The organism is Mesorhizobium sp., from assembly GCF_004962245.1.
GTDB lineage: Bacteria > Pseudomonadota > Alphaproteobacteria > Rhizobiales > Rhizobiaceae > Mesorhizobium.
Map to the genome: position 1 here is coordinate 303,399 of NZ_SUHQ01000003.1, position 25,947 is coordinate 329,345.

Sequence of the window (25,947 nt, forward strand, 5' to 3'; positions counted from 1 at the left end):
TTTAGAAAAAGCCCTTCTTCTGCCACCAGCCGGCACGCTTCGGCTTGTCCTCGGTCTTTGCCTCGTCGACAACAGTCGACGACACGATCGGCACAACCGGAGCATCTACCGGCACAGGCTTGCGTCGCGACGGGCGGACCTTCGGCGTTTTTTCGACGGCGGCCGCGGCTGTTTCCTCCGAAACAGGTGCGGGAGGCTCTGCAGAGGCTTCCGGCTCGGCAACCGGCGCCTCGGCGACGACGTCCGCCGCGGCCTTCTTCGGCTTGGCGGCGCGACGCGGCTTCTTCGGCTTCTCGACGCTCGGCGTGTCATCATTGGCCGGGGCAAGGGCCGCAGGCTCTTCGACCGGCGTTGCTGCCACCTCCGCCTCGCTGGCGATGGCTACGCCCTCCAGGACTTCGCTCTCGGAAGCATCGATCGACTCGGCCGTGCCGGCATCGACCACGCCGTCGCCGTCTTCACGGCGATTGCGCTTGCCGCCGCGCTTGCCGCGCCGGCGCTTCTTGCCCTGACCGTCATCCGACGTTTCGACCGCCTCAGTGACGCCGACCTGCGCCTCGTGGTCTGCTCCGGTGTCTTGATCACTCACAGCTTCGGCAACGCCATCCGCTGCCGCCGAGACATAAGCACCTTCCACGGGCGCGCCGTGCTCACGGTCGCGATCCTTGCCGCCACGCCGTCTGCGGCGCTTGCGGCGCTTGCGGTCGCGGCCTTCGCCATCCTCGCCGAGCCTTGGCTGCTGCGGCTGTTGAGCGTGGCGCGGTTGCTCCGCCGGTGCAACAGCCTCGTCCTCCTCCTCCTCGATGACGATTTCGTCGGCGGGCTCTTCCGGCTCGACATAGGCGGGTAAGGTGCGCACCTCGACAAAGCCTTCCGGCTTTTCCGCCAGCGCGCCGCGGAAGATCGCATAATGCTGGGCGCCGACGGTGTCGTCGGCTTCGACGGTGATGGTCAGGCCGAAGCGGCTTTCGAGCTCCACCAGCGTGCCACGCTTGTGGTTGAGCACGTAGAGCGCGGTCGCCGCCGGCGTCCGCACCGTGATGTGGCTGCGCGAATCCTTGAGCAGGAATTCCTCGATCGCCCGCACCACCATCAGCGCGACAGACGAATCAGACCGCACATGGCCGGTGCCGCCGCAATGCGGGCAAGGCTTCATCGTCGATTCCAGCACGCTGGCGCGGATGCGTTGGCGCGACATCTCCATCAGGCCGAAATGCGAGATGCGGCCGACCTGGATGCGGGCGCGATCGTTCTTGAGGTGATCCTTCAACCGCTTCTCGACGGAGCGGTTGTTGCGGTTCTCCTCCATGTCGATGAAGTCGATGACGATCAGGCCGGCGAGATCGCGCAGCCGAAGCTGACGTGCGACTTCCTCGGCCGCTTCCAGATTGGTGTGGAGTGCCGTGTCCTCGATCGAGTGCTCCTTGGTGGAGCGGCCCGAATTGACGTCGATGGCGACCAGCGCTTCGGTCTGGTTGATGATGATGTAGCCGCCGCTCTTCAGCGTCACCTGCGGCTGCAGCATGCGGTCGAGCTGCGCCTCGATGCCGTTGCGCACGAAGATCGGTGTCGTGTCGCGGAACGGCTGCACGACCTTGGCGTGGCTCGGCATCAGCATGCGCATGAAGTCCTTGGCCTCGCGATAGCCCTCGTCGCCGGAGACCAGGATCTCGTCGATGTCCTTGTTGTAGAGGTCGCGCACCGAGCGCTTGATCAGGCTGCCTTCCTCGTAGACCAGGGCAGGGGCCGTGGACTGCAGCGTCAGATTGCGGACGTTTTCCCAAAGCCGCATCAGATATTCGTAGTCGCGCTTGATCTCGGCCTTGGTGCGGCTCTCGCCGGCCGTGCGCAGGATGACGCCCATGCCCTGCGGCACTTCGAGATCGGCGACGACCTCCTTCAGCCGCTTGCGGTCCTGTGCGTTGGTGATCTTGCGCGAAATGCCGCCGCCGCGCGCCGTGTTCGGCATCAGCACCGAATAGCGGCCGGCAAGCGACAGGTAGGTGGTGATCGCCGCGCCCTTGTTGCCGCGCTCTTCCTTCACGACCTGCACCAGAAGGATCTGCCGGCGCTTGATCACTTCCTGGATCTTGTATTGGCGGCGCATCGGCTTGCGGCGGTTGCGCGCTTCTTCCAGCGCATCCTCGGCGCCGACCGATTCGACCTCATGGTCGTCGGAATGCGAAGACGGCACCTCTTCCAGCATGCCGCGATCATTGTCGGTGGACGCGGCGTCGCCAGCCGGCTCCGCCTGCGGCACTGTTTCGGAAATCACATCCGCATCGATGCTGGCGGCGATCGAATTGGGTCCGCCTTCTGAAGGCCCAGTCTGATCGCTATCAGTCTCATCGTTATCAGTCTCGCCGCTGCCAGTCTCTTCGTTGCTGGCAACATCCTCATGGCTGGCGACGTCTTCGCGACGTTCCGAAGCCTGGGATACAATGTCCGCATTTTCGGAAACGGCATTGAAGCTCTCCGTGATCGCGTCCTCGCCGTTCTCGTTGTGTTCGCCGCCCTCATCGGATTCGGCAGAATCGGCCGCACCTGCATCGCGCTTGTGCTCGCCTCGATCGCGGCTCTTGCCGCCGCGCCGGCGTCCGCGCCGGCCGCGATCGCGGCTCTGGCGGTCGTCGCCTTCGCCGTCCTCGTCGTCCTCATCTTCAGCTTCCTGCGCTTCCGCGCGCAGCAGCGCCTGACGGTCGGCGACCGGAATCTGGTAGTAGTCGGGATGAATTTCACTGAAGGCGAGAAAACCGTGACGGTTGCCGCCATATTCGACAAAGGCTGCCTGAAGGGAGGGTTCGACGCGGGTTACACGGGCGAGGTAGATATTTCCTTTGAGCTGCTTCTTGTCCTGGGATTCAAAGTCGAATTCTTCAATACGGTTACCGCGAACGACGACAACACGCGTTTCCTCCGGGTGGGAGGCGTCTATCAGCATCTTGTTGGGCATTATTTCGTTTCCCTCCGGCAACCGTCATCGGGCGCAGCTTGCGGGGCAAGGCCCGCCGCTGCGGATGAACATGGGTGCCGGACATCTGAATGTCCGCCGGCCGCTGCCTGAGCGTCATGGCGGTGCCGCCCGCAGCCATAATGGCGCGGTTTGCTGCGGACCTTTCCATGATTGCGCTTGAAGCCATCGTAACCAGCAGAACCTTTTTGAACCAAAGCCCGGGAAAACCGGACCAGCTTGTTTGCTCGTACAGAGCCGGCGCGGGACAATCCCGGCCGTTTTCCTCACGCAGGCGACTCCCCCGCCACGGGCTCGCATCTGCGAAATTCGTCGCGATCACCTGATACCTTTTTCGCCTGGGGCGAAAGGATCCGTCGTTCATCTGACCTGTAGCAGGAGGCTGCGGAGAAGGACGGTTCCAGGATTGCAGTGATCCACCATCGCTTTTATGATTTGGCGGGTTGGAAGGCAACCCCGATTCCGATGCCGGCAAAAAGCAGTTCCGCAACGGCAGCACAGCTTTAACCCTTGCATGAAAAGGCTTGGTTAACCTTCTCTGGATACCAATCGTTAATCGAGTTCGCGGCCACTTCGGCAAGACGCCGACACTCCGACAAACAGACTGGGCGCATGGCGCCAAACCGGAGCGACTGGAAAGAAATGGGACTGGCAGCCTTCACAGACAAGGGTGGTCGTGCCGGAGGTGCTTTCTTCCACGCTGCTTGTCTGCTCTTGCTGGCTGTCATTTGTCTGGCTTTTCCGCCGGTTTCCCTTGCTGCCGAAGCGCCGCTCGCCGCGACGGGTTACAAGATGGCGGGCGATGCCACCAAGATGCGCATTGTCATGAATTTCAACCGCGAGCCGGACGTCCGATGGTTCCTGCTGCGCGGCCCCCACCGTCTGGTCGTCGACCTGCCAAGCACGAAGTTCGCCATCAATGCCAAGGATGTGAAGGCGCGCGGCCTCGTCAGGGGCGTGCGTTACGGCGATCTCGGCGAGGGGGTATCGCGGCTGATCCTGACCGGCAAGGGCCCGTTTGCCGTCGATAGGCTCGACGTGCTCAAGAACGATGACGGCAGCGGCTATCGTATCGCCATTGACATGTCGGCGGCATCCGCGCGGGAATTCGACGCCGCCCTTGCCAATCAGGCGCTGACCACCGGCTCGACGGTCTCCTCCGACAAGGGCGGCAGGGTCGGTACCGGGCCGATCTCCAATCCAGGCCATCGCTTCACCGTCGTCATCGATCCAGGCCATGGCGGCATCGACGGCGGCGCCGAGGGCCTGAACGGCACGGTCGAGAAGGACGTCACGCTCGCCTTCGCCAAAGAACTGCGCGACAGGCTTGCCGCAGCCAGCAAATACGACGTGTTCATGACGCGCGAGACCGACCAATTCCTGCGGCTGGACGACCGTGTGCGCATTGCCCGCCAGCACGAGGCCGATCTGCTCATTTCGATCCACGCCGACACGATCAGGGTCAAGGGCGTCCGCGGCGCAACCGTCTATACGGTCTCCGACAGGGCTTCCGATCCCGAAGCGCAGGCGCTGGCCGACCGTGAAAACCTTTCCGACCAATTCGCCGGCATGGAAATCAAGGACGACAACAAGGAAGTGACCGACATCCTGATCGACCTGATCCGCCGCGAGACGCACAGTTTCTCGATGAGTTTCGCCCACACTTTGGTCGGCCAGCTCTCCACCAGCGTCGGCCTCATCAACAATCCACAGCGTTCGGCCAGCTTCAAGGTGTTGAAGGCGCCGGATGTCCCATCCGTGCTGGTCGAACTCGGCTATCTGTCGAACGCCAAGGACGAGGCGCAGTTGCTCAGCGCCGATTGGCGCAGCAAGGCAGCCCAGAGTATAACGGATGCCATCGCCCTGTTCGCCTCAGCCAGGGCCGGAGCAGGAGCCGGAGGCTGAGATGCCCGCCGTTGCCCACGACCACAGGCAGGGGTTGCACGGCGACAACACCTTGTACTTTTATTTCCGCCATTCGAGGCCGAAATCCCATGCTGCCGTATTTTGCCCACATGGTGGCGACATGGGTTTTCGATTACCGGTCGGGATTGTCTGGAAAGCTTGCGCGAAAGGCGGCTTCCTTTAGGAGACTCCCGAACCAAGGACTGGAGCGGGCATGATTCGTCTCATTGGCTATTTCTTCGGCGTCGGCACCGCGCTGGCCCTTTTGGTCGCGGCGGGCGTGGCGATCTATGTTGGCCATTTGTCGAAGGATCTGCCCGACTACGAGGTCCTCGCCAAGTATGAGCCGCCGGTGACGACCCGCATTCATGCATCCGACGGTGCGCTGATGGCCGAATACGCGCGCGAGCGGCGCCTCTATTTGCCGATCCAGGCGGTGCCGGATCGCGTCAAGGCGGCCTTCCTGTCTGCCGAGGACAAGAATTTCTACAATCACCCCGGCATCGATATTTCCGGCCTTGGCCGCGCAATCATGGTCAATCTGCAGAATTTCGGCTCGGGCAAGCGCCAGGTCGGCGCCTCGACGATCACCCAGCAGGTGGCGAAAAACTTCCTGTTGTCCTCGGACCAGACCTACGAGCGCAAGATCAAGGAGATGATCCTCGCCTTCCGCATCGAGCAGGCCTATTCGAAGGACCGCATTCTCGAGCTCTACCTTAACGAGATTTTCTTCGGGCTTGGCGCCTACGGTGTCGCCGGCGCGGCACTCACCTATTTCGACAAGGCAGTGAACGAGCTCACCGTGTCGGAGGCGGCCTATCTGGCGGCCTTGCCGAAGGGGCCCTCCAATTATCATCCCTTCAAATATGCCGACCGCGCCATCGACCGCCGTAATTGGGTCATCGAGCAGATGGTCGACAATGGCTACGTCACGCAGGAGGAAGGCGCGAAGGCCAAGGCCGAGCCGCTCGGCGTCAAGCCACGCCGCTCCGGCACCTATCTTTTCGCCGGCGAATACTTCACCGAGGAGGTGCGACGCCAGATCAGCGCGCGCTACGGCGAGAATGCGCTCTACGAGGGCGGCCTGTCCGTCCGTACGACGCTCGATCCCAAGATGCAGCTCATCGCCCGCAAAGCCATGCAGAACGGCCTGATGAAATTCGATACGCTGCGCGGCTATCGGGGGCCGGTAACGACCATCAACGTGTCGGGCGACTGGGGCGTGCCTTTGAGCGACGTCAAGGGACTGGACGACGTGCCCGAATGGTCGCTCGCCGTCGTGCTCGACAGCTCGGCGAGCGGCCTGACCATCGGCCTTCGGCCGACCCGGCAGATTTCGGGCGAACTCGTCAAGGATCGCATCGAAGGCACCGTCAGCCGGGAGGACATGAGCTTCGCCATGCGTCATGTGGTCGACGGCAAGACCGTCAAGGCCAAGTCGCCGGCGGAGGTGCTGAAGCCGGGCGACGTCATCTTCGTGCAGAAGAAAGAGGGTACGGACGGGGCCTATACCCTGCGCCAGGCCCCCGAAGTGGAAGGCGGCTTGATCGCCATGGATCCCCATACCGGGCGCGTTCTGGCCATGGTCGGCGGGTTCTCCTACGCGCAGTCCGAATTCAACCGTGCCACGCAGGCCATGCGGCAGCCGGGTTCGTCGTTCAAGCCGATCGTCTATGCGGCCGCCCTCGACAATGGCTATACGCCGGCTTCGGTGATCATGGACGGCCCGATCACCATCAAGAGCGGCAACACCACCTGGACGCCGAAGAACTACGATGGAAGGACAGCAGGCCCGGCGACCTTGCGGTCCGGCATCGAGAGGTCGCGCAATCTGATGACGGTGCGCCTTGCCAACGACATGGGCATGAAGCTGGTTGCGGAATATGCAGAGCGCTTCGGCGTCTACGATCGCCTGGCGCCATATCTGCCGATGGCGCTGGGGTCGGGCGAGACCACGGTGATGCGCATGGTGTCAGCCTATTCGATCATGGCCAACGGCGGCAAGTCGATCAAGCCGACGCTGATCGACCGCATCCAGGATCGCTACGGCAAGACGGTGTTCAAGCAGGACGAACGCGGCTGCGAAAATTGCAACGCGGCCGAATGGCAGAATCAGCCTGAGCCGGAACTGGTCGACAATTCCGAGCAGGTGCTCGATCCGATGACCGCCTATCAGATCACCTCAATGATGGAGGGCGTCGTTGAGCGCGGCACCGGCGCCACCGTCGCTGAACTCGGTCGCCACATCGCCGGCAAGACCGGAACGACAAACGACGAGAAGGATACCTGGTTCATCGGCTACACGCCCAATCTCGTTGTCGGCCTCTATATGGGCTATGATCAGCCGAAAGGTCTTGGCAAAGGCGCGACCGGCGGCGGCCTCGCAGCGCCGATCTTCAAGGACTTCATGCGGGTGGCGCTGGACGGCACGCCCAATATCGATTTCCAGGTTCCCGAAGGCATGAAGCTGATCGCCATCAATCGCAAGACCGGCATGCGGGCCAACCCGGACGACGCCAGCGCCTTTATCGAAGCCTTCAAGCCGGGTACCGGCCCCGCCGACAGCTACTGGGTGATCGGCATGGGTGCGGACGGCTCCAACGCCGCCGGGGGCGCGCTGTCGCCACAGGCCAACCAAGCCATCCAGTCTGGCGGCGGCGGCTTGTATTGAGATAGGATAGGTATTCCTGGCCGGCTTTCGAGCCGGCCCATTTCGCTTTACAGGCGGCGGTGCCGTCCCTATGTATCGCGCCAACCCCAAGCGCTATTTCAGTCATGGGGCACCATTTCAGCACGGGACAGAACAGCCAGCCATGCGCGCGGAAACGCAGAACATTGTCGACGAAATCAGGCAGGCGATAACCCTGCTGAGGAGGCATCTTTGACTGGGATCAGGCCATAAAGCGGCTTGAATACCTGAATGTGCGTGCCGAGGATTCGAGCCTCTGGAACGAACCGCTGGAGGCGCAGAAGCTGATGCGTGAGCGCCAGGGCCTCGAGGAAGGCATCGCCGCGGTCAAAGGCCTCACCCAGGCGCTGGAAGACAATATCGGCCTGATCGAGCTTGGCGAGGAAGAAGGCGACGAGAGCGTCGTCGCCGAGGCGGAAGCGGCGATCCGCTCGATGCGCGGCGAGGCAAAGGCCCGCCAGATCGAGACGCTGCTTTCGGGCGAGGCGGACGCCAACGACACCTATCTCGAAGTCCATGCCGGCGCCGGCGGCACCGAAAGCCAGGACTGGGCCTCGATGCTTCTGCGCATGTACACGCGTTGGGCCGAGCGGCGCCGCTTCAAGGTCGAGGTGCTGGAAGTGCATGACGGCGAAGAAGCCGGCATCAAGTCCGCCACGCTGCTGATCAAGGGCCATAACGCCTATGGTTGGCTGAAGACGGAATCCGGCGTCCACCGTCTCGTGCGTATTTCGCCTTATGACAGCAATGCGCGCCGCCACACGTCCTTCGCCAGCGTCTGGGTCTATCCCGTGATCGACGATACAATTGAGATCGACGTTTCCGAATCGGATGTCCGCATCGACACCTATCGCTCGTCCGGATCGGGCGGCCAGCACGTCAACACCACCGATTCGGCGGTCCGCATCACCCATCTCGCCACTGGCATCGCGGTCGCCTGCCAGGCCGAGCGCTCCCAGCACAAGAACAAGGCGAAGGCCTGGGAGATGCTGCGCTCGCGGCTCTACGAGGAAGAGTTGAAGAAGCGCGAGGCGGTGGCGAACGCCACCGAAGCGTCCAAGAGCGATATCGGCTGGGGTCACCAGATCCGCTCCTACGTTCTGCAGCCCTATCAGCTGGTGAAGGATCTGCGCACTGGCGTCGAGAGCACAAGTCCGTCGAGCGTGCTGGACGGCGACCTCGACGATTTCATGGAGGCCTCGCTGTCGCAGCGCATCGAGGGCGGCGCCGGCGAAGCGGTTGCCGACATCGACTGAGGCGCCTACGCACCAAAGCAGCAGGAACATCACGCTTAAGTAACAGGCTCTCACGCTAATTGAGCGACCGCTTTATAGCTTTGTTTTTCATCGAATTTTCGAGAATGATTTGTACCTCCGGGCTAGCTGTGGCAGGCCTGCCGGGCGCTTGGCCCGGAACCACTGCGAGCTGATCTCGTTGTCTGCGAGCCCATCTGCCGGGGTTGATGAGGTCAACCTCGTCAACCCCGGCAGGCTGGTTCCTGCCGCAGAAGTCGGCGCTCGGTTTGCACAGCAATTTCTTGCGCCAACCAAGGAATCAGCCCAGCATCCGACGGCTGGGGGAAAAAAGCATTTATGGCCGGACGCGGCGTATCTGCGACCTGACGATCCGGCCACTGGGAAGATGCGTTCCGGGAACGGGCAAGCGAAACGCTTGATAACTCGTTGATAGGAACTGCGCCCATGCCTGCTCTCACAACCCGACCGGCCTCAGCCGTCCAGACGGCGCGCCGCCTCCTGAATTCAATCATGGCAGTGGTGGCTCTGACGGCCGCCACCGTCACATTTGCAGCGCCCGCTTTGGCCCATGACGCCACGCCGACCGCGGCGAAGCCGCAAGGCTGGAGTTACCCGTTCTCCTGTTGCTCGGGCTATGATTGCCGCGCGGTCTCGCAGACGTCGATCAGCGAGCGCCCCGAGGGCTATGTCATCAAGGGTACAGGGGAGGTCGTGGCCTACAGCGATGCACGGATCAAGAATTCGCCCGATGGCGAATATCACTGGTGCTCGGTCGCCGGCGCCAATGACGGAAAGACCATCTGCCTGTTCGTGCCGCCGTCGTCGTTTTGATGCATGCCCAAAAGCACGTCCTCGGGCTTAACCCGAGGGCGCGTAGCGGTTTTGGGCTAACGACATGCATCAGCCGACGCAGGCGAGTGAGTCTGCTGACAGGCGGTTGTCAGAAGCGTCTCTTTATGTTGCCTTGCCGCGCGGGCGGGCAATCGTAAGGAAGGCGTTCATGACCATAAAGGCAAGCTGCCACTGCAGGGCGACGACATTCGAGGTCTCGCAAGCGCCGCAAACCGTGACGCAATGCACCTGCTCCTTCTGCTCGAAGCGCGGCGCGTTGTGGGCTTATTACACACCCTCACAATTCAAGCTCACCAGCCCGCTCAAGAATGTCTCGTTCTACCGATGGGGATCGAAAACGATCAAACACGGTTTCTGCGCTACCTGTGGCTGCGGCACCTTCACCGAAACGCCTGACTGGTCGACCGGCAAGCCGGATTTCGGCAATCCGAAGATCAGCGTGAACTCGCGCCTGTTCGATGATTTCGACCTCGACCAGGTCGAGGTCGTCGTCATCGACGGCAAGAATCTCTGGTAGCGTTAATCTCTGGTCGCCGATCAAAATCGCGCAATATGGCGGCCGTGGAATTGACTGGGAAAAGCCCTGTCCAGCCGCTTTTCCCGTTCCGCTTTTCGCCGCATTTCATGGTACAAGGAACCGGAAGGGCTGATGTGGCGCGCCGTCGGCGTGACCGCGGTTTGGAGAGGGACTACCGAATGAAAAAGACTGTGCTCGTCGTCGTGGCGACGGCTGTACTCGTGAGCGCCTGCACCACCACCGATCCGTATACCGGAGAGCAGAAGGTTTCCAACACTGCGGCCGGCGCCGGCCTCGGCGCGCTGGCGGGTGCGGGGCTCGGCCTGCTCGCTGGCGGCAACGATCGCCGTAATGCACTGATCGGCGCAGGCGTCGGCGCGCTCGCCGGCGGCGCCATCGGCGCCCATATGGACCAGAACGAGGCCGAACTGCGCCGGCAGCTTCAGGGCACCGGCGTCAGCGTCACCCGCACCGGCGACCAGATCATCCTCAACATGCCGTCCGACATCACCTTCAACGTCGACCAGGACGCGGTGAAGCCCGGCTTCTATCCGGTGCTGAATTCGGTCGCACTTGTGCTGAACAAGTTCCGGCAGACCACGGTCGACGTGTTCGGCCACACCGATTCGACCGGTGGCGACGAACACAATTTCGACCTGTCGCAGCGCCGCGCGCTGGCGGTCGCCAACTATCTGTCCGGGCAGGGCGTCGATTCCCGCCGCTTCGCCGTCACCGGCTTCGGCGAAACACGTCCGATCGCCTCCAACGGGTCGGCGGCCGGCCGTGCCCAGAACCGTCGCGTCGAGATCCAGCTTTCACCGCTCACCTGAGCAATTCGGCACCAAACGTAAAAACGGCCCCGCGGGGCCGTTTTTGTTGGATGGAATGTTTGCCCTTCAGTCCAATCCAACCGCCTTTAGAGTATTAGGTAACTCTAACGAACAGCTTTCCCGGAGCTGCAGAAAGGAATAGAATCGACGTCGTTCCAAAGGGGATGAGGCGGTACAACCGGCCGCGCAATCAATATCTTCGACGCCTCGGTCTTGCACGGCCAGATCAGAAAATCTGGGAGGAATGCATGACAAGAATAGCTCGCCTTGGGCGTTGCGGCGTCCTCGTTCTGACAGGTGTCATTGGCGCTTGGCTTGGCATGGCCACGGCCCAGGCCGAGGACGCCAACAAGGCCGACATCGATGCCTTGCGCAAATCGCTCGACAAGTATCAGGACTATACAGCCGCCATTCGCGACCTCTATCTATCGACCGTTGGCTGCGTCCACTACACCGGAGAAAAAATTCCCGGCGCGATGGATTACCCGAAGGGCGCCATGGGCATCCATTTCGTCAATGTCCCCAGCGTCGGCCAGAAACTCGACCCGATGCGTCCAAACGTGTTGATCTACGAACCGACCAAAGAAGGCTTGCGCTTGGTGGCCGTGGAATGGCTGGTACCTCTGACGCCAGACACCAAGGAACCTCCGAAGCTCCTTGGCCAAACCTTCCAGGGACCGATGGAGGGGCACTATCCTCTTATCCCGAAAGAGTTCGTCCATTACGATCTTCATGCGTGGCTGTTCAAGGAGAACCCGAACGGCATGTTCAGCCCAACGAACCCGAACGTGGAATGCAGCAATGCCGAGTTCCCGATGCTGGAGAAACCGACCAAGATGATGCCGGGACCGATGTAACGGTGATCCGGTTGCAGCGTAGCGCGCCCGCCGGGCGCGCCGGCGTGCCTGGACACACGAACCTCGATTGACTTATCAGACCTTGGCGACGATCCGCATGAAGGCAGGCATGTCGTCGCCGAAGCCGACGGTCGCGTCATTGTCTTCCTGACGCTGGCGGGCAGGGCGATTGGCGTCGCGCTGCGGTCTGGTGTCGCCACGTTCCGGCGCACGCTGTTCGCTGCGATTGGGCGAAACCTTGCGTTCGGGCGAAGCCTGGCGCTCGGTGTTTTCCGAGCGGATCGCTTCCTTGCGCGCGCGCCGCTCGCCGATATCGGCGACCGCGGTCTCGGCCACCACTGGCTGTTCCTCGCGCGCTACACCCGGTGCTGCATCTTCGCTTTGCTTGGCGTGGCGTTCGCGTGGTTTGCGTTCGCTCCTGTCCTTGCGGTCATCGTCCTTGCGGCCGGCGCGGCGCGGGGCGCCGCGGCCACGGCGGGGAGCATCGTCCTCTGCACCCTCGCTGGCGACGACCGTCGACAGATCGCCGTCATGCCACTCGATCTTGGTGCCGATCAGCCGTTCGATCGCGTCGATGTATTTCGTGTCGGACTTGGTCGCGATGGTGAAGGATTTGCCCGAGCGTCCGGCGCGGCCGGTGCGGCCGATACGGTGGACATAGTCCTCGGCATGGATGGGCACGTCGTAGTTGAAGACGTGGCTGACGTCGGGGATGTCGAGGCCGCGCGCGGCAACGTCCGACGCAACGAGGTAGCGCAGTTTGCCGTCACGGAAATTGGCCAGCATCTGCATGCGCGCGCGCTGGTCCATGTCGCCATGCAGCGCGCCGGCGTCGAAATCATACTTCAGCAGAGAGCGGAAAAGCTCGGAGACTTCGACCTTGCGGTTGCAGAAGATGATGGCGTTCTTCAGCTCCGCATCCTCGGCCTTTATCAGATTGCGCAGCGTCTCGCGCTTGTCCCAGGGTTTCGAGCCGGATTTCACCAGCCGCTGGATGATGTTGGTGGCGGCGGACGCGGCCTTCGAAACCTCTACGCGCACTGGCGCGTGCAGGAACTTCTCAGTGAGTTTGGTGATCTCCGGTGGCATCGTCGCCGAGAAGAACAGCGTCTGCCTCGTGAACGGGATCATCTCGCAGATGCGCTCGATGTCGGGAATAAAGCCCATGTCGAGCATGCGGTCGGCCTCGTCGATAACCAGGATCTCGACGCCGTTGAGCAACAGTTTCCCGCGCTCGCGGTGATCGAGCAGGCGGCCGGGCGTCGCGATCAGCACGTCGGCGCCGCGCTCCAGCTTCTTGTCCTGCTCGTCGAAGGACACGCCGCCAATCAACAACGCGATGTTGAGCTTGTGGTTCTTGCCGTATTTGACGAAGTTTTCCTCGACCTGCGCGGCAAGCTCGCGCGTCGGCTCAAGAATCAGCGTACGCGGCATACGGGCACGGGCCCGGCCCTTTTCAAGCCGGGTGAGCATCGGCAGCACGAACGAGGCCGTCTTGCCGGTGCCGGTCTGGGCGATGCCCAGCACGTCCTTGCCGAGCAAGGCATGCGGAATGGCGCCGGCCTGGATCGGCGTCGGCTCGGTGTAGCCGGCATCGGTAACTGCGGAAAGGACCTTCGGCGACAGGCCGAGGTCTGCGAAGGTCAACGCTTCTTGAGCGATCTGGGTGTCTGAGGACAAGTTTGGCGGTCTTTGGCTGGTTCGGGGGCGCAACGTAAGCAGTCGCGGCAAGCGCCGCGCGCCTGCAAGATTGGTATTGCAGGTAGGCGCAAGTCCACGATTTGTCAACAGAAACGGGTGGGGAATGGCATGATTGTGAAGTCGTAACCTTAATCGCGATGCTTAATGCAGGTGCCTGTCGCTGCGCCGGCTCAATAGCGGAACTGTTCGGCGAGAATGCGCTCGTTCCACGAATGGTTGGGATCGAACAGCAGCGTCGCCGTCGCCGTTGGCGATTCCCGCACCGTCACCGAGGCTACAGCCTTCACCTCGGTGTGGTCGGCGGCGGCGTTCACCGGCCGCTTTTCCGGCTCTAGAATGTCGAAACGAACGGTCGCCTTGTTGGAGAGCAGCGCGCCGCGCCAGCGGCGCGGGCGGAACGGACTGACCGGGGTCAGCGCCAGCAGCGGCGCGTCGAGCGGCAGGATCGGCCCGTGCGCGGACAGGTTGTAAGCGGTCGAGCCGGCTGGCGTCGCGATCATCACGCCGTCGCAGTTCAATTCCTCCAGCCGCTCCTGCCCGTCCACGGTGATGCGGATCTTGGCCGTCTGGTAGGACTGGCGCCACAGCGCAACCTCGTTGATCGCCAGCGCCGAGACCGTTTCGCCTTCATGCGTCACCGCCAGCATCTCGAGCGGACGGATCGTTTCGGCAGCCGCGGCGGCAATGCGCTCCGCCAGGCCGCCGGCGCGGTACTCGTTCATCAGGAAGCCGATGGTGCCACGGTTCATGCCGTAGACCTTTTTTCCCGTGCTCATCGTGTCGCGCAAGGTCTGCAACAGGAAGCCGTCGCCGCCGAGGGCGACGACGATCTCTGCATCCTCGATGGATGCCTGGCCATAGCGCGTGGACAGACTCTGCAGCGCCGCCTTGGCGTCGGCGGTATCGGACGAGACGAAGGCGAAACGGCTGGCGGCTTTGTTCATGGTTCCCCGATGACGACGGCTGCTTGGGCCGCGCCAGCGCCGGGTTATCATGGGCGGGCAAATCTGCAAAGGGAGGCATGTGCTGCCCCTCGACACAGCGCCGGCCAGGCGCTCGCGTATCGTGTCGAGTGACAAGCGAATGTGATGGTTAAGACTGAGGTTAAACTCTCGTAAAGCCGGATCGATCATGTTAGCCGGCAGGAGATGGGCGGCGTGGGGGCTAGCCAGTCGGACCGATCTGTTGCCGGTAACACGCATGATCATCATTGTCCTGATGCTGGGAAGTTTTGCTCTTGCCTTTGCTCAACTGGTGCGCCAGTCCGAGGAGACGAGTTTGAGACCCCAGCCTACGGCTTCACGTTGCGGCGATGCCGCGGGCACGCCGTGCCCGCAACGGGCGTTGTGAATTCCCGCGATAAGGAAGCCGGGGCTTATCGCACCTGAAGATGGCAGCCGGCCTGCCGCTTTTGCGCGAGATATTCCTCGATAAGCTGGCGGTAGCGCACCTTGCCGAAGCTCGGGAAGTGGCCACCATGCACGACCGCGACATCGAGCTCGCGCATCCCTAACAGCGTTTCGACATAGTCGTCGACGACTGAATGATAGACGTCGTCGATCAGTGGGCCGTCATAGACGATGTCGCCGGAAAGCAGGATGCCGGTCTTCTTCTCGTAGAGCGCGATGCCGCCTGGCGAATGACCCGGCGTGTGGATCACCTCGAAGGCACGGTCGCCGAGATCGACGACGTCGCCCTGTTCGAGCAAACGATCGGCCGGCGCCGGCAGGATCCGGTAGCGCGTTGCATCCCAGCCTTCCGGCATGCCGTCGAACATCGCGTCGGTTGCGTAGCGGTCGGCAACCGTCCATTCATTGCGCGGATCGGCGAGGATCTCCGCTTCGGCCGGGTGCACGCAACGGTCCGGAAATTCGTGATGGCAGCCGATATGGTCGAAATGCGTATGGCTCGCCACGCAGGTGAGCTTTCGCTCGGTCACCAGCGGCACATGGCGCCGCAAGCTGAAATGGCCGAGGCCGGTGTCGAACAGGAGATCGCGGTCGCGACCGCGCACATGCCAGATGTTGCAGCGGAAGAACGGCTTTATCCACGGCTCGTGGATCAGCGTCACGCCATCGCCCATGCGGATGGTTTCATACCAATTCGGAGCGTCTATGACCGGAAGCGTGCCCATCGCTCAGCCCGTCAGAAGGATGACGTCGCCAGCGTCGCATGAAACCGCAACGATGTCGCCCGGCTGGACGACCGCGGCGGCGGGGACCCTGGCGATGAAGTGCAGCGCCGGGTCGTTCTCGGAGGCAGCAAGCACGCGCTTGAAGCTGCCTTGAAACACAACGTCGCTCACCTTGGCCGTGCCCAGCCTTATAGCGCCGCCGGCCGCACCGAGGACAAGATGTTCCGGACGGACTGCGAGGGCGACAGCCATCCCGGCCGGCAATGTGCCGGGCAGGGAGAACGAACCGGTCTGCGTCGCGACAGTGATTGTTCCGTCCTTCGCCTCCGTCACCGCTCCCGATATCAGCGTGCTTTCGCCCATGAAGGTGGCGGAAAAGCGCGTCGCCGGCCGTGCATAGACGCGCTCGGGCGGCCCCTCATCCTCGATGCGCCCGTCATTCATCACCACGCAATGGTCGGCCAGCGCCATCGCCTCTTCCTGGTCATGGGTGACATGGATGAAGGCGGTGCCGACCCGCTTCTGGATCGCTTTCAACTCGTCCTGCATCTGCCGGCGCAATTTGAGATCGAGCGCGCCGAGCGGTTCGTCGAGCAAAAGCACCGCCGGCTCGACGACAAGGGCGCGGGCCAGCGCCACACGCTGTCGCTGGCCGCCGGAAAGCTGGTGCGGCTTCTTGTCGAAGGCGGCGGCCAGACCGACCAGCGCCAGCGCCTCACGCGCCCTTGCGGCCCGTGTCGCGGCATCGACGCCTTGCATGCGCAGGCCGAAGCCGACATTGCCGCCGACGCTCATATGCGGAAACAGCGCATAATCCTGGAACACCGTCGTCGTCGGCCGCTTCGCCGGCGGCACTGTGGTGCAGTCCTCACCGCGGATCAGCACCTTGCCTTCGCTCGGCGTGACGAAGCCGCCGAGAATGGACAAAAGCGTCGTCTTGCCCGAGCCCGACGGCCCGAGCAGGATGGTGTAGCTGCCCGGCTCGATCTGCAGGGAGACGTTCTTCAGCACGGTCTGCTGACCGAAGCGGTGCGAGACCGCGCGGATATCGACCAGGGGTGCGGTCATGCCGGCTTTCTCCGCAACAGCATCAGCTCAAAAAACACCACCAGCACGATGGAGACGGCGAAGACCAGCGAGCCGACAGCGTTGGTCTTGGGATTGAGGCCGGAACGCAACAGGTTCCAGATCTCGACCGGCAGCGTCGTGTCGAAGCGCGTCAGCAGGAAGGAAATCACGAACTCGTCCCAGGAAAAGGTCATCGACAGGAAGAAACCGGCGAAGATGGCCGGCGCCATCACCGGCACGGTGACCAGCAGCAGCACCTTCCATTCCGGCGCGCCAAGGTCGCGCGCGGCGCGCTCGATGTTGATCTGGTGGTCGCCCATCTGGCTGTAGATGATGGCAAAGCAGAGCGGCAGGTTGATCACCACATGGCCGATGCCGGCGGCAAGCAGCGATTTCGGCACGCCGGCCCAGTTGAACAGCACCAGCAGCCCCATGCCGATGATGAGATAGCTCACGGTCAGGGGCAGGGTGATCAGTCCGCGCAGCAGGGCCGAGCCCGGCAAGGTGAACCGCGCGAAACCCCAGGCGGAGAGGAACCCGAGCGTGACGGCGACAGCCGAGGAGAGGGCGGCCACTAGAAGCGAATTGACCAGTGCCGAGGTCAGCCGGGTGTCGGCGAGCACGGCGTCATACCAGCGCAGCGACGGCCCGGTGAAGGGCGGGATCGGAAACGACGTCGCCTGCAGTGAAAACAGCACCAGCACGCCCACCGGCAGGAAGATGAAGCCATAGATGGCGACGGCGTAAAGACCGGAGACGATGCGGATGACTTTGGCCACAGTAGAGGGGCGCATCTCAGGCCCGCTCGATCTTCAGCCAGCGGGCGCAGCTGAGATAGGCAATGGTGACGATCGCCATCAGGATGATCGACAGCGCCGAGGCGAGCGGAAAATCGCCGCGCCGGCCGATCTGCATCATCACCAGTTGTGGCATCAAGAGCTCGTTGTTGCCGCCCAGGATCTGCGGCGTGATGTAATCGCCGATGCACAGCACGAAGGTGAGGAAGGCGCCGACCATGATGCCGGGCAAGGTCAGCGGCAGGACGACGTGCAGGAACGTACGCACCGGCCCGGCCCCGAGATCGGCGGCGGCTTTGCGGTAGCTCGGGCTTAGCTGCTTCAGGTTGGCGAAGATCGTCAGCGTCAAAAGCATGACGAAGAAATGCACGAAGCCGGTGATTGTGGCCAGCCGTGTGTTGGCGAGTTGCACCGGTTCGGTGAACAGGCCGGAATCGGTCAGCGCGCGGTTGATCACGCCGTTCTGCGCCAGCACCAGCAACCAGGAATAGGAGCGCACGACGTAGGAGGTCCAGAACGGCAGCACCGCCAGCATCAGCGCCAGCCGCTGCCAGCGCTCCGGCACCTGTTCGGCCAGGATCCAGGCGAAGGGGTAGGCGAGCAGCACCGAGACCAGGGTGACGATGGCGGTGACCTGCAGCGAGTTCACCATCGCCTGCCAGTAGGCTGGATTGGTGAAGAACTGGCTGTAGTTGGACAGGGTGAAGCCGCCGCCGTCATGCGCCGTCAGGCTGGAAAACCCCATGGCCAGGAAAGGCAGCACGAAGAACAGCAGCGTCCAGCCGAGCGCCGGCGTGACCAGCGCCCAGGGCAGGGCACGCCCGCTGTTCGTGGCAGGGTTCACGACCGGCGACCGGTCACTGCGCCTGCAGCATTTCGGTCCAGACGTCCTGCATCTTCTTGTCGAGATCGGCGTTCGGCGCCGGATAGGACTGGGCGCGGGCGAGGAAATCCGGCTGCTCGTCGAAACGCAGGATCTTCTTCTGCTCGTCGCTCAGCGCCGCCTTGGTGTTCGCCGGCATCCCCCAATAGCAGGACGAGGTGGCAAGCCGCGCCTGACCCTCGGGGCTCATGATGTACTGGATGAACTTCAGCGCCAGGTCCTTGTTTTCTGAATCCTTGAACATGGCCAGCGACTGCGACCACAGCACCGCGCCCTCTTTAGGAATCGAGAAGTCCAGGGCAGGGTTCTCCTTGGCCAGCCCGGCCGTCACCCATTCGCCGCCGCCGACCAGTATGTCGACCTCGCCGGTCGCCAGCGCCGTCTGGCTGGCGGTCACCTCGCCGACCAGCTTGGCATTGGCCTTCATCTTCAAGAGTTCGTCCTTGATGGCGGGAAGGTCGGCTTCGGTCAACTCGGCGGTTTTCTTGCCGATCGCAAGTGCGGCCATGCCGATGACCGGCAGGTAATAGTCGTAGATGGCGATCTTGCCTTTGTATTTGTCGCCGGTCAGCGCGGCAAGCGACTGCATGTCGGCCGGATCGACCTTGGTCTTGTTGTAGCCGATCGTGTTGTAGCCGAATTTTTCGGTGATGCCATAGCGCTTGCCGTCGACGACGGTCGAGCTGTCCATCTTCACCTGGGGAAAGAGGTCGGCCAGCGGCAGTTTGTCTTCCGGCAGCGGCTCGAACAGGCCCTTTTCGACGCCGCGCGGTATGTCGATGCTGTCGATCACCATCACATCCCAGTCGCCGGGCTGCGACTGTTCGACGATCGCCATGCCGGCGCCGGTGCCCTCGAATTCCTTGACGTTGACCTTGACGCCATTGGCCTCCTCGAAAGGCTGCAGCAGGGCAGGGTCGGCGTGATCGCACCAGATCAGGGCGTTGAGGTCCGCAGCCTGAACGAGACTGCCCGTCGCCAGCAGCAGTGCTGTCGCAGCACACGCGGCGCGGAGATGGCTCTTCAGGACGGAAAGCGGATTCATGGTCTTCATATTGATGGACATCGAGTGTTCTCCCTTGCCTTTTTGGCTTCTGGGAAAAAATTGAACCAATTCTAAAATTGAGTCAATTCTGTTTCTGTGGCAAATAGCCGATATGAGTGGATTGCGGGCAAGGCAAAAGGCGGATCGGCACCGTCGCATCATCGAGGCGGCGGCGGCGCTGTTCCGCGACGCCGGCTATGAAGGCGCCAAGATCGAGACGATCGCCGCGCAGGCCGAGGTCTCGGTCGGCACGATCTACAACTACTACCAGAACAAGGGCGATATCCTCGGGGCCATCGTTTCGATGGAGGTCAACGAAGTGCTCATTGCCGGGCAGGACGTCGTCGCCAACCCGCCGGCCAATGTCGGCGATGCGCTCGATACGCTGCTCGGTATCTACATCGAACACTCGCTGCACTATCTCAGCAAGGAGATGTGGCGGCAGGCGATGGCGATCTCGACGCAGCTGCCCGACAGTCCGTTCGGCCAGGCCTACACCGCGCTCGACCGGGCGCTGACCGAGCAGATCCGCGCGCTGATCGCCCGGCTGCAGGCGCTCGGCCTGGTGCGCTGCGATATCGACTGGCAGGCGCTCGGTGAATTGGTGTTCAACAACATGAACATGATGTTCATCGAGTTCGTGAAGCGCGACGAAGCCAGGATCGCGGAACTGCGCGCGGCGATACGCCGGCAGAACCGGATTCTGGTGGCGGCGATTGCGGTGTGAAGTGGGTAACCCTGTCAGGAATAATCGGGAGGAACGGATTCTCGATCAAAGGGATTGATCCGCGCGAATTCCCCCTTGAGTTGCTATAAAAAGGTGATACATCCTAAAGATGTAAAAGGGGGGAAGGGTAAATGCATTTTTCGTTCTGGCACTGGGCAATGGTTTTGTTGCTGATTGGCGTGCCTGTCTTTTTCGCTGTTCGGTCTGCGATCAAGCCGTCACAGAATCCAGCGGGCCTTGTGGGGTTTGGAGGCTGGCTGATGCTGCTTGCAATCGGTCAGGCTTTGTCCCCGCTGCGCACACTCGTCGCATTGGGTTCGTCGAGTGACGGCTACCAGCAACTCATGACGCTCCCAAATGGCACCTTGGCGGTCTACGGCGAGGTTGCCCTCTTGCTGGCGTTTGCGGTGTTCCAGGTGGTTGTGTTCGTTGCAATGCTGCGGCGGAGTTACCGCTTCAAGCAGCTATTCCTGTACCAGTGGTTCGCAATACCCGTGGTGTTTCTCTTGAACACGGTGTGGGTTTCAGCGGTTCTTGGCATCCCGGTGAGCCAGGTGCTTGCGGGAAATGCGCTGATAGCGCCCGTAGTCTCTTTTATACTGACCGGGATTTGGGTCGCCTACGTCTACAAGTCGGTCAGGGTGAGGAACACGTTCACCAAGGTGGGCGCATCTGGTCAGGTCGCGAGCGCGTCATAGAGGCGAGAAAGCGTTTGCCTTATCAACCTATCTCGGGAGAAGGTTGAAGCCCCAGCTTAGCGAGCATGCCTGGGTGGCCGTGCACGCGGAAACGGAACGACCGTCAATGGTGCCTTGCGGAATTCCGCGACGGCTATTTCTTCGATCAGGGAGTCGAGTGCCTCGCTGACGCGTTGGCTGGTTTCGTCCTTGCCGCAGAGCCGATTTTGGGCGCACTCCAAAAGCTCGCGCGCTGCGGCAAAGTCGCTTCGCATGACACCCACCCGTTGTTTGGCCCCCCGCCGGACAGACATTGTCAGCGCGCTAAATTGAGCGATTGCTAATATGCACAGGAGAATTTTAATCGAATGGCATTAAATGCCCGAGGAGAGGAGATGCCGGCCGGCTCGCGATGGTTCTGGTGCCCCCGGACGGAATCGAACCGCCGACCTTCGGTTTACAAAACCGCTGCTCTACCAGCTGAGCTACAAGGGCACGGCGCTCCGGTTAGCATATTTGTTGCGCCAGTAAAGACAAAACTCTGTTTTCGGTTGCCGGCGAACACGCCGGAGCGGCAGGGGCCGGCATCCTGAAAACGGCCAATTCGCTTCCTATATTGATCGGAAGCTGCAATCGCTTAGGCGAGGGTGTCTCATGATCAGACTTGTCGTCATTGCCCTGGTCGTCGTCGTGGCCTGGATTCTCCTGGTGAAGCTCATCAGGCAAGTGAAGAGCGCCAATGTCGACTGGACCGGCGTCGCCACCATCATCGGCTTCATCGCGCTCGCCTTCTGGCTGCGCCATATCACCGGCATGGGCTGAGATCCGCCGCCGTTGGGCTGCCGACCGGCGCTCCTCGCCGGTCGTCATTGCGGTTGCAAACCCGTGTTTAGATCGGCCGCTTTTGCGCTTTTGAAAAAATCAAAAAGCCGTCGAACCTTTTTCCTTGCTGCAACGACTGATGGCCAAGAGGCGGATGGATCGCCTCTCTCAACGCAGCAAGGAGATCATCATGTTCAAGCGCACCATCGTTTCCGGCCTCATCGCCACCACTGTAGCCGCCGCCATGCTGGCCGGCACGGTTCAGCCTTCGGCCGCCCATCACAAGCACCATCACAACAAGCACCTTGGCATCGGCATCGCTGCCGGCGTCGGCGGCTTCCTGCTTGGCACTGCGCTTGCCCAGCCGCGCACTGTCTACATCGAGGAACATGGCGGTTCGTGGCACGTCCGGCGCTGCCTCGAGCGCTATCGGAGCTACGATCCGTATTCGGATACCTATGTCGGCTACGACGGCTATCGCCACTACTGCCGGCTCTAGGAAGAACCGTTTCAGGCAACTGGAAAAAGGGGCACCCCACTGCCCCTTTTTCTTTGTCTGGATGATTGCCCGCCCGGAGCGTAGTCAGGGCGTCCTGCCGCCGATCATCTTCGTCACTTCGGCTGCCGCATCGTGCACGAGCGGGCCGATCTCGGCCAGCCGTTCCGGCGTTACCCGAACGGTCGGTCCCGAAACCGAAACCCCGCCGATCGGTTCGCCGAATTCGTTGAAGATGGCGGCGGCCACGCAGCGCATGCCGGGGTGCCGCTCCTCGTCGTCAACCGACCAGCCGCGCAGCTTGATCGTCACGAGATCGCGGGCCAGAGCGGAGATGTCGGAAAGCGTCTTTTCTGTGAAGTGCTCCAGCCCGGCCCGGCGCAGGATGGCGCCGACGCGCTCCGGCTCGAGATGCGCCAGCACTGCCTTGCCGATGCCCGACGCATGGAAGGAACTGCGCGTGCCCGGCCGGAAGAAGGCGCGGATTGCCTGGTGCGTCTCCACCTGGCTGACGAAGACGACGCAATCATCCTCGGCGACACCGAGGTTGGCGGTCTCGCCGGTCTTCTCCATCAGTTCCTGCATGACGATGCGGGCGCGGTCGACCAGCTTGCGGCGGCGCAGGAACGCCGCGCCCATGCGATAGGTCTCGACACCGATCGACCAGAGCTGGTCGGTGCCGTCGAACTCGACCATGCCGTGGTTCTCCAGCGTGGTCAGCATGCGGTAGGCGGTGGACGCCGCGAGGCCGCTCTGTGCGGCGATCTCGCTCAGCGACAGGCCGCTGCCCTCGGCGACAATGGCGAGAATACGCAATGCCCGGTCGAGCGACTGCACCGAAGCGGCCTCGGACGGACCGTGGAAGGCGCGCGGCCGTCCGCGCTGGCGTTTTTCGGTCGTTTCCATGGCGCCATTCTCCCTGATCTCGCCAAATCCACAATGAAAAAGTTTTTCACTGACTTGCGCGGGCCAAACCTGAAAAATGGAAAACAGAATAAAATCAGTAGGTAATTACCGTTTTCTAGAAATGAAAAAATATTCTGAAAAAATTGAAAAATAGTTGACGCGCTGGCATTCTCAGCCATCAACAAATTCCGTGGAGGCTGAAATGGCCAGGATGCGCGCAGTCGACGCAGCGGTTCTCGTTCTCGAAAAGGAAGGCATTTCCTGCGCCTTCGGCGTGCCGGGCGCAGCGATCAACCCATTCTATTCGGCGCTGAAGGCGAGGGGCACGATCCGCCACATCCTCGCGCGCCACGTCGAGGCGGCGTCGCACATGGCCGAAGGCTATACCCGCGCCAAGTCAGGCAATATCGGTCTGTGCATCGGCACTTCGGGTCCGGCTGGCACCGACATGATCACCGGCCTCTATTCGGCCGCGGCCGATTCTATTCCCATCCTTTGCATCACCGGCCAGGCGCCGCGTGCGCGTCTCAACAAGGAGGATTTTCAGGCCGTCGACATTGCCGCCATCGCAGCGCCCGTCGCCAAATGGGCGGTCACCGTCATGGAGCCCTATCTCGTGCCGATGGCGCTGCAGAAGGCGTTCCATCTGATGCGCTCGTCGCGGCCGGGTCCGGTCCTCGTCGATCTGCCGGTCGACGTGCAACTGGCCGAGATCGAGTTCGACATCGATGCCTACGAGCCGTTGGTGCCGTTCAAGCCGGCAATGTCGCGCAGCCAGGCGGAGAAGGCGCTGAAAATGCTCAACGCGGCGGAAAAGCCTGTCATCGTCGCCGGCGGCGGCATCATCAATGCCGATGCTTCGGATCTGCTGATCGAGTTCGCGGAAGTCACCGGCGTGCCTGTCATCCCAACGCTGATGGGCTGGGGCGCGATCCCCGACGACCACCGGCTGATGGCCGGCATGTGCGGATTGCAGACGTCGCACCGCTACGGCAATGCGACGATGCTCGAGGCCGACTTCGTCTTCGGCATCGGCAACCGCTGGGCCAATCGCCACACCGGCTCGGTCGACGTCTACACGAAGGGCAAAAAATTCATCCATGTCGACATCGAGCCGACGCAGATAGGCCGCGTCTTTGCGCCGGATCTCGGTGTCGTCTCGGATGCCGGTGCTGCGCTGAAAATGCTGCTTGACGTCGCCACCGAGTGGAAGACGGCGGGAAAGCTGCGCGACTGGTCCGGCTGGACCCGGGAATGCCAGCAGCGCAAGAAGACGATGAAGCGCAAGACGCATTTCGACCAGGTGCCGCTGAAGCCGCAGCGCGTCTACGAGGAGATGAACAAGGCATTCGGCCGCGACACCACCTATGTCACCACCATCGGGCTTTCGCAGATCGCCGGCGCGCAGTTCCTGCATGTCTACAAGCCGCGCAACTGGATCAATTGCGGCCAGGCCGGGCCGCTCGGCTGGACGTTGCCGGCGGCACTTGGCGTTCGCGCCGCCGATCCGCAGCGCAACATCGTCGCGCTGTCCGGCGACTATGATTTCCAGTTCATGATCGAGGAACTGGCGGTCGGCGCGCAGCACAGATTGCCCTATATCCATGTCGTCGTGAACAATGCCTATCTCGGCCTGATCCGTCAGGCGCAGCGCGGCTTTTCGATGGATTTCGAGGTCAGCCTCGCCTTCGAGAACGTTAACCGGAAGGACGATCCCGAGGCCGGCTATGGCGTCGATCATGTCGCCGTCGCCGAGGCCATGGGCTGCAAGGCGGTTCGGGTGCGCAAGCCGGAGGAATTCGCGGGCGCCTTCAAGCAGGCACAGCGCCTGATGAAGGAGCACCAGGTTCCGGTCGTGCTCGAATTCATCCTCGAGCGGGTCACCAACATTTCGATGGGCACCGAAATCGACAAGATTACCGAATTCGAGGAGCTTGCCGAAAGCCATGAAGATGCGCCGACTGCGATCGTGATGCTCGACTAAGGCGGAGAAGAAGGAGAAAAAAGAATGCCGCGTTTTTCAGCCAATCTCTCGATGCTCTTTGGCGAGCATGATTTCCTCGATCGCTTCGATGCCGCCGCGCGCGCCGGTTTCAAGGGCGTCGAGTATATCGGCCCCTACGACCATGCACCGGAAGTGGTTGCGGCGCGGCTCAGCAAGAACGGCCTGACGCAGGTGCTGTTCAACCTGCCGGCCGGCGATTGGGCCAAGGGCGAGCGCGGCATCGCCGTGCTGCCGGATCGGATCCCCGCATTCCGGCAAGGCGTCGCCAAGGCGATCACCTATGCCCATGCGCTGGGCTGCGAGCAGGTCAACTGTCTCGCCGGCATCGCGCCGCAAGGCGTCGAGCGAAGCGTGCTGGAAAATGTCTTCGCCGATAACCTGGCTTTCGCCGCCGAGAAGCTGGAGCAGGCCGGCATCAAGCTTTTGATCGAGCCGATCAACACGCGCGATATTCCCGGCTTCTTCCTGAATTACTCGGACCAGGCCTTGGCGCTCATCGATCGCGTCGGCTCGAAGAACCTGTTCCTGCAATACGACATCTACCACATGCAGATCATGGAGGGGGATCTCGCCCGCACCATCGAGGCAAACCTCGGCCGCATCGCGCACATCCAGCTTGCGGACAATCCCGGCCGTCATGAGCCGGGGACGGGCGAGATCAATTTCCCCTTTCTGTATAACCACATCGACAGCATTGGTTATTCGGGCTGGATCGGAGCGGAGTACAAGCCGAAGGCGGGGACGGAGGCTGGACTTGGGTGGTTTCGGGAATTGGCCGGGCAGGGAAGCGCGGCGGCTTAGTTGGCAGG

Annotated in this window: 23 protein-coding genes and 1 tRNA gene; 14 read left to right on the forward strand and 10 right to left on the reverse strand. The window is 62.2% G+C overall.

The window, feature by feature from the left end; genetic code table 11:
• Position 1 precedes the first annotated feature (1 nt).
• Complete coding sequence (locus E5X88_RS05145; RefSeq protein ID WP_292158882.1) at positions 2-2,953, reverse strand: ribonuclease E/G; 2,952 nt, start codon at positions 2,951-2,953, stop codon at positions 2-4.
• Positions 2,954-3,613: 660 nt separating this feature from the next.
• Here E5X88_RS05145 and E5X88_RS05150 point away from each other — a divergent pair.
• The 7 genes from E5X88_RS05150 to E5X88_RS05180 all read left to right on the forward strand — a co-directional run bounded on the left by E5X88_RS05150 (position 3,614) and on the right by E5X88_RS05180 (position 11,877).
• Positions 3,614-4,876 (forward strand): N-acetylmuramoyl-L-alanine amidase, encoded by a 1,263-nt coding sequence (locus E5X88_RS05150; protein ID WP_292158884.1) that lies wholly within the window; start codon positions 3,614-3,616, stop codon positions 4,874-4,876.
• 214 nt (positions 4,877-5,090) lie between these two features.
• Positions 5,091-7,547 carry a penicillin-binding protein 1A gene (locus E5X88_RS05155; protein WP_292158886.1) on the forward strand — a complete coding sequence of 819 codons (2,457 nt, stop codon included), beginning with the start codon at positions 5,091-5,093 and terminating at the stop codon, positions 7,545-7,547.
• 142 nt (positions 7,548-7,689) lie between these two features.
• Positions 7,690-8,821, forward strand: a protein-coding gene (gene prfB / locus E5X88_RS05160; RefSeq protein ID WP_292158888.1) for a peptide chain release factor 2 whose coding sequence is annotated in 2 segments (ribosomal slippage) — positions 7,690-7,755 and positions 7,757-8,821 — 1,131 coding nt in all. Because the reading frame shifts where the segments join, the coding sequence is not laid out codon by codon here.
• A 444-nt stretch (positions 8,822-9,265) separates the two neighbouring features.
• Positions 9,266-9,652 carry a hypothetical protein gene (locus E5X88_RS05165; RefSeq protein ID WP_292158890.1) on the forward strand — a complete coding sequence of 129 codons (387 nt, stop codon included), beginning with the start codon at positions 9,266-9,268 and terminating at the stop codon, positions 9,650-9,652.
• Positions 9,653-9,821: 169 nt separating this feature from the next.
• Positions 9,822-10,190 carry a GFA family protein gene (locus E5X88_RS05170; RefSeq protein WP_292158892.1) on the forward strand — a complete coding sequence of 123 codons (369 nt, stop codon included), beginning with the start codon at positions 9,822-9,824 and terminating at the stop codon, positions 10,188-10,190.
• Positions 10,191-10,369: 179 nt separating this feature from the next.
• Positions 10,370-11,020, forward strand: coding sequence for an OmpA family protein (locus tag E5X88_RS05175; RefSeq protein WP_292158894.1), 651 nt, complete (start codon positions 10,370-10,372; stop codon positions 11,018-11,020).
• Between the two features lie 248 nt (positions 11,021-11,268).
• Positions 11,269-11,877 carry a hypothetical protein gene (locus E5X88_RS05180; RefSeq protein ID WP_292158897.1) on the forward strand — a complete coding sequence of 203 codons (609 nt, stop codon included), beginning with the start codon at positions 11,269-11,271 and terminating at the stop codon, positions 11,875-11,877.
• Positions 11,878-11,952: 75 nt separating this feature from the next.
• Here E5X88_RS05180 and E5X88_RS05185 read toward each other — a convergent pair whose 3' ends face one another.
• Positions 11,953-13,557, reverse strand: coding sequence for a DEAD/DEAH box helicase (locus tag E5X88_RS05185; protein WP_292158899.1), 1,605 nt, complete (start codon positions 13,555-13,557; stop codon positions 11,953-11,955).
• A gap of 191 nt (positions 13,558-13,748) precedes the next feature.
• The gene (locus E5X88_RS05190; RefSeq protein WP_292158901.1) at positions 13,749-14,522 is read right to left on the reverse strand and encodes an NAD kinase; all 774 of its coding nucleotides are present in this window, start codon (positions 14,520-14,522) and stop codon (positions 13,749-13,751) included.
• 256 nt (positions 14,523-14,778) lie between these two features.
• Here E5X88_RS05190 and E5X88_RS05195 point away from each other — a divergent pair, with 256 nt between their 5' ends.
• Complete coding sequence (locus E5X88_RS05195) at positions 14,779-14,928, forward strand: hypothetical protein (protein ID WP_162457874.1); 150 nt, start codon at positions 14,779-14,781, stop codon at positions 14,926-14,928.
• A gap of 25 nt (positions 14,929-14,953) precedes the next feature.
• On the opposite strand, the gene E5X88_RS05200 is transcribed toward E5X88_RS05195, so the two are convergent.
• The 5 genes from E5X88_RS05200 to E5X88_RS05220 are packed head-to-tail and all read right to left on the reverse strand — an operon-like array spanning position 14,954 to position 19,526.
• Positions 14,954-15,712, reverse strand: coding sequence for an MBL fold metallo-hydrolase (locus E5X88_RS05200; RefSeq protein ID WP_292158905.1), 759 nt, complete (start codon positions 15,710-15,712; stop codon positions 14,954-14,956).
• 3 nt (positions 15,713-15,715) lie between these two features.
• Positions 15,716-16,780, reverse strand: coding sequence for an ABC transporter ATP-binding protein (locus E5X88_RS05205; protein WP_292158907.1), 1,065 nt, complete (start codon positions 16,778-16,780; stop codon positions 15,716-15,718).
• A complete protein-coding gene (locus tag E5X88_RS05210) occupies positions 16,777-17,559 on the reverse strand; it encodes an ABC transporter permease (protein WP_292158909.1) in 783 nt (260 codons plus the stop codon). The genes E5X88_RS05205 and E5X88_RS05210 overlap by 4 nt, the downstream gene beginning before the upstream one ends.
• A 16-nt stretch (positions 17,560-17,575) precedes the next feature.
• The gene (locus E5X88_RS05215; RefSeq protein ID WP_292158911.1) at positions 17,576-18,421 is read right to left on the reverse strand and encodes an ABC transporter permease; all 846 of its coding nucleotides are present in this window, start codon (positions 18,419-18,421) and stop codon (positions 17,576-17,578) included.
• A 13-nt stretch (positions 18,422-18,434) separates the two neighbouring features.
• Positions 18,435-19,526: a spermidine/putrescine ABC transporter substrate-binding protein gene (locus E5X88_RS05220; RefSeq protein ID WP_292158913.1), complete on the reverse strand. Its 1,092-nt coding sequence runs from the start codon at positions 19,524-19,526 to the stop codon at positions 18,435-18,437.
• Between the two features lie 91 nt (positions 19,527-19,617).
• On the opposite strand from E5X88_RS05220, the gene E5X88_RS05225 reads away from it, so the two are divergent.
• Both E5X88_RS05225 and E5X88_RS05230 read left to right on the forward strand, forming a co-directional pair.
• The gene (locus E5X88_RS05225) at positions 19,618-20,232 is read left to right on the forward strand and encodes a TetR/AcrR family transcriptional regulator (RefSeq protein ID WP_292158916.1); all 615 of its coding nucleotides are present in this window, start codon (positions 19,618-19,620) and stop codon (positions 20,230-20,232) included.
• 131 nt (positions 20,233-20,363) lie between these two features.
• The gene (locus tag E5X88_RS05230; RefSeq protein WP_292158918.1) at positions 20,364-20,930 is read left to right on the forward strand and encodes a DUF2569 family protein; all 567 of its coding nucleotides are present in this window, start codon (positions 20,364-20,366) and stop codon (positions 20,928-20,930) included.
• Positions 20,931-21,328: 398 nt separating this feature from the next.
• Here the strand turns inward: E5X88_RS05230 and E5X88_RS05240 are convergent.
• Positions 21,329-21,404, reverse strand: a tRNA-Thr gene (locus tag E5X88_RS05240).
• A gap of 159 nt (positions 21,405-21,563) precedes the next feature.
• On the opposite strand from E5X88_RS05240, the gene E5X88_RS05245 reads away from it, so the two are divergent.
• Together E5X88_RS05245 and E5X88_RS05250 are read left to right on the forward strand one after the other, a co-directional pair.
• Positions 21,564-21,731, forward strand: a complete 168-nt coding sequence (locus E5X88_RS05245; RefSeq protein ID WP_292158921.1) for a hypothetical protein — start codon at positions 21,564-21,566, stop codon at positions 21,729-21,731.
• A 190-nt stretch (positions 21,732-21,921) separates the two neighbouring features.
• Positions 21,922-22,230, forward strand: a complete 309-nt coding sequence (locus E5X88_RS05250; RefSeq protein ID WP_292158923.1) for a BA14K family protein — start codon at positions 21,922-21,924, stop codon at positions 22,228-22,230.
• Between the two features lie 84 nt (positions 22,231-22,314).
• Here E5X88_RS05250 and bhcR read toward each other — a convergent pair whose 3' ends face one another.
• Positions 22,315-23,133 carry an HTH-type transcriptional regulator BhcR gene (gene bhcR, locus E5X88_RS05255; RefSeq protein WP_292158925.1) on the reverse strand — a complete coding sequence of 273 codons (819 nt, stop codon included), beginning with the start codon at positions 23,131-23,133 and terminating at the stop codon, positions 22,315-22,317.
• 202 nt (positions 23,134-23,335) lie between these two features.
• Here bhcR and gcl point away from each other — a divergent pair, with 202 nt between their 5' ends.
• Positions 23,336-25,117 (forward strand): glyoxylate carboligase, encoded by a 1,782-nt coding sequence (gene gcl, locus E5X88_RS05260; RefSeq protein ID WP_292158927.1) that lies wholly within the window; start codon positions 23,336-23,338, stop codon positions 25,115-25,117.
• Positions 25,118-25,141: 24 nt separating this feature from the next.
• Positions 25,142-25,939 carry a 2-oxo-tetronate isomerase gene (gene otnI, locus E5X88_RS05265; RefSeq protein WP_292158930.1) on the forward strand — a complete coding sequence of 266 codons (798 nt, stop codon included), beginning with the start codon at positions 25,142-25,144 and terminating at the stop codon, positions 25,937-25,939.
• Positions 25,940-25,947 lie beyond the last annotated feature (8 nt).

Bases quoted from the DNA above. Each gene is read 5' to 3' on its own strand.
- E5X88_RS05145 (WP_292158882.1), bottom strand. From the start codon at position 2,953: ATGCCCAACAAGATGCTGATAGACGCCTCCCACCCGGAGGAAACGCGT.
- E5X88_RS05150 (WP_292158884.1), top strand. From the start codon at position 3,614: ATGGGACTGGCAGCCTTCACAGACAAGGGTGGTCGTGCCGGAGGTGCT.
- E5X88_RS05155 (WP_292158886.1), top strand. From the start codon at position 5,091: ATGATTCGTCTCATTGGCTATTTCTTCGGCGTCGGCACCGCGCTGGCC.
- E5X88_RS05165 (WP_292158890.1), top strand. From the start codon at position 9,266: ATGCCTGCTCTCACAACCCGACCGGCCTCAGCCGTCCAGACGGCGCGC.
- E5X88_RS05170 (WP_292158892.1), top strand. From the start codon at position 9,822: ATGACCATAAAGGCAAGCTGCCACTGCAGGGCGACGACATTCGAGGTC.
- E5X88_RS05175 (WP_292158894.1), top strand. From the start codon at position 10,370: ATGAAAAAGACTGTGCTCGTCGTCGTGGCGACGGCTGTACTCGTGAGC.
- E5X88_RS05180 (WP_292158897.1), top strand. From the start codon at position 11,269: ATGACAAGAATAGCTCGCCTTGGGCGTTGCGGCGTCCTCGTTCTGACA.
- E5X88_RS05190 (WP_292158901.1), bottom strand. From the start codon at position 14,522: ATGAACAAAGCCGCCAGCCGTTTCGCCTTCGTCTCGTCCGATACCGCC.
- E5X88_RS05195 (WP_162457874.1), top strand. From the start codon at position 14,779: ATGATCATCATTGTCCTGATGCTGGGAAGTTTTGCTCTTGCCTTTGCT.
- E5X88_RS05200 (WP_292158905.1), bottom strand. From the start codon at position 15,712: ATGGGCACGCTTCCGGTCATAGACGCTCCGAATTGGTATGAAACCATC.
- E5X88_RS05205 (WP_292158907.1), bottom strand. From the start codon at position 16,780: ATGACCGCACCCCTGGTCGATATCCGCGCGGTCTCGCACCGCTTCGGT.
- E5X88_RS05220 (WP_292158913.1), bottom strand. From the start codon at position 19,526: ATGTCCATCAATATGAAGACCATGAATCCGCTTTCCGTCCTGAAGAGC.
- E5X88_RS05225 (WP_292158916.1), top strand. From the start codon at position 19,618: ATGAGTGGATTGCGGGCAAGGCAAAAGGCGGATCGGCACCGTCGCATC.
- E5X88_RS05230 (WP_292158918.1), top strand. From the start codon at position 20,364: ATGCATTTTTCGTTCTGGCACTGGGCAATGGTTTTGTTGCTGATTGGC.
- E5X88_RS05245 (WP_292158921.1), top strand. From the start codon at position 21,564: ATGATCAGACTTGTCGTCATTGCCCTGGTCGTCGTCGTGGCCTGGATT.
- E5X88_RS05250 (WP_292158923.1), top strand. From the start codon at position 21,922: ATGTTCAAGCGCACCATCGTTTCCGGCCTCATCGCCACCACTGTAGCC.
- bhcR (WP_292158925.1), bottom strand. From the start codon at position 23,133: ATGGAAACGACCGAAAAACGCCAGCGCGGACGGCCGCGCGCCTTCCAC.
- gcl (WP_292158927.1), top strand. From the start codon at position 23,336: ATGGCCAGGATGCGCGCAGTCGACGCAGCGGTTCTCGTTCTCGAAAAG.
- otnI (WP_292158930.1), top strand. From the start codon at position 25,142: ATGCCGCGTTTTTCAGCCAATCTCTCGATGCTCTTTGGCGAGCATGAT.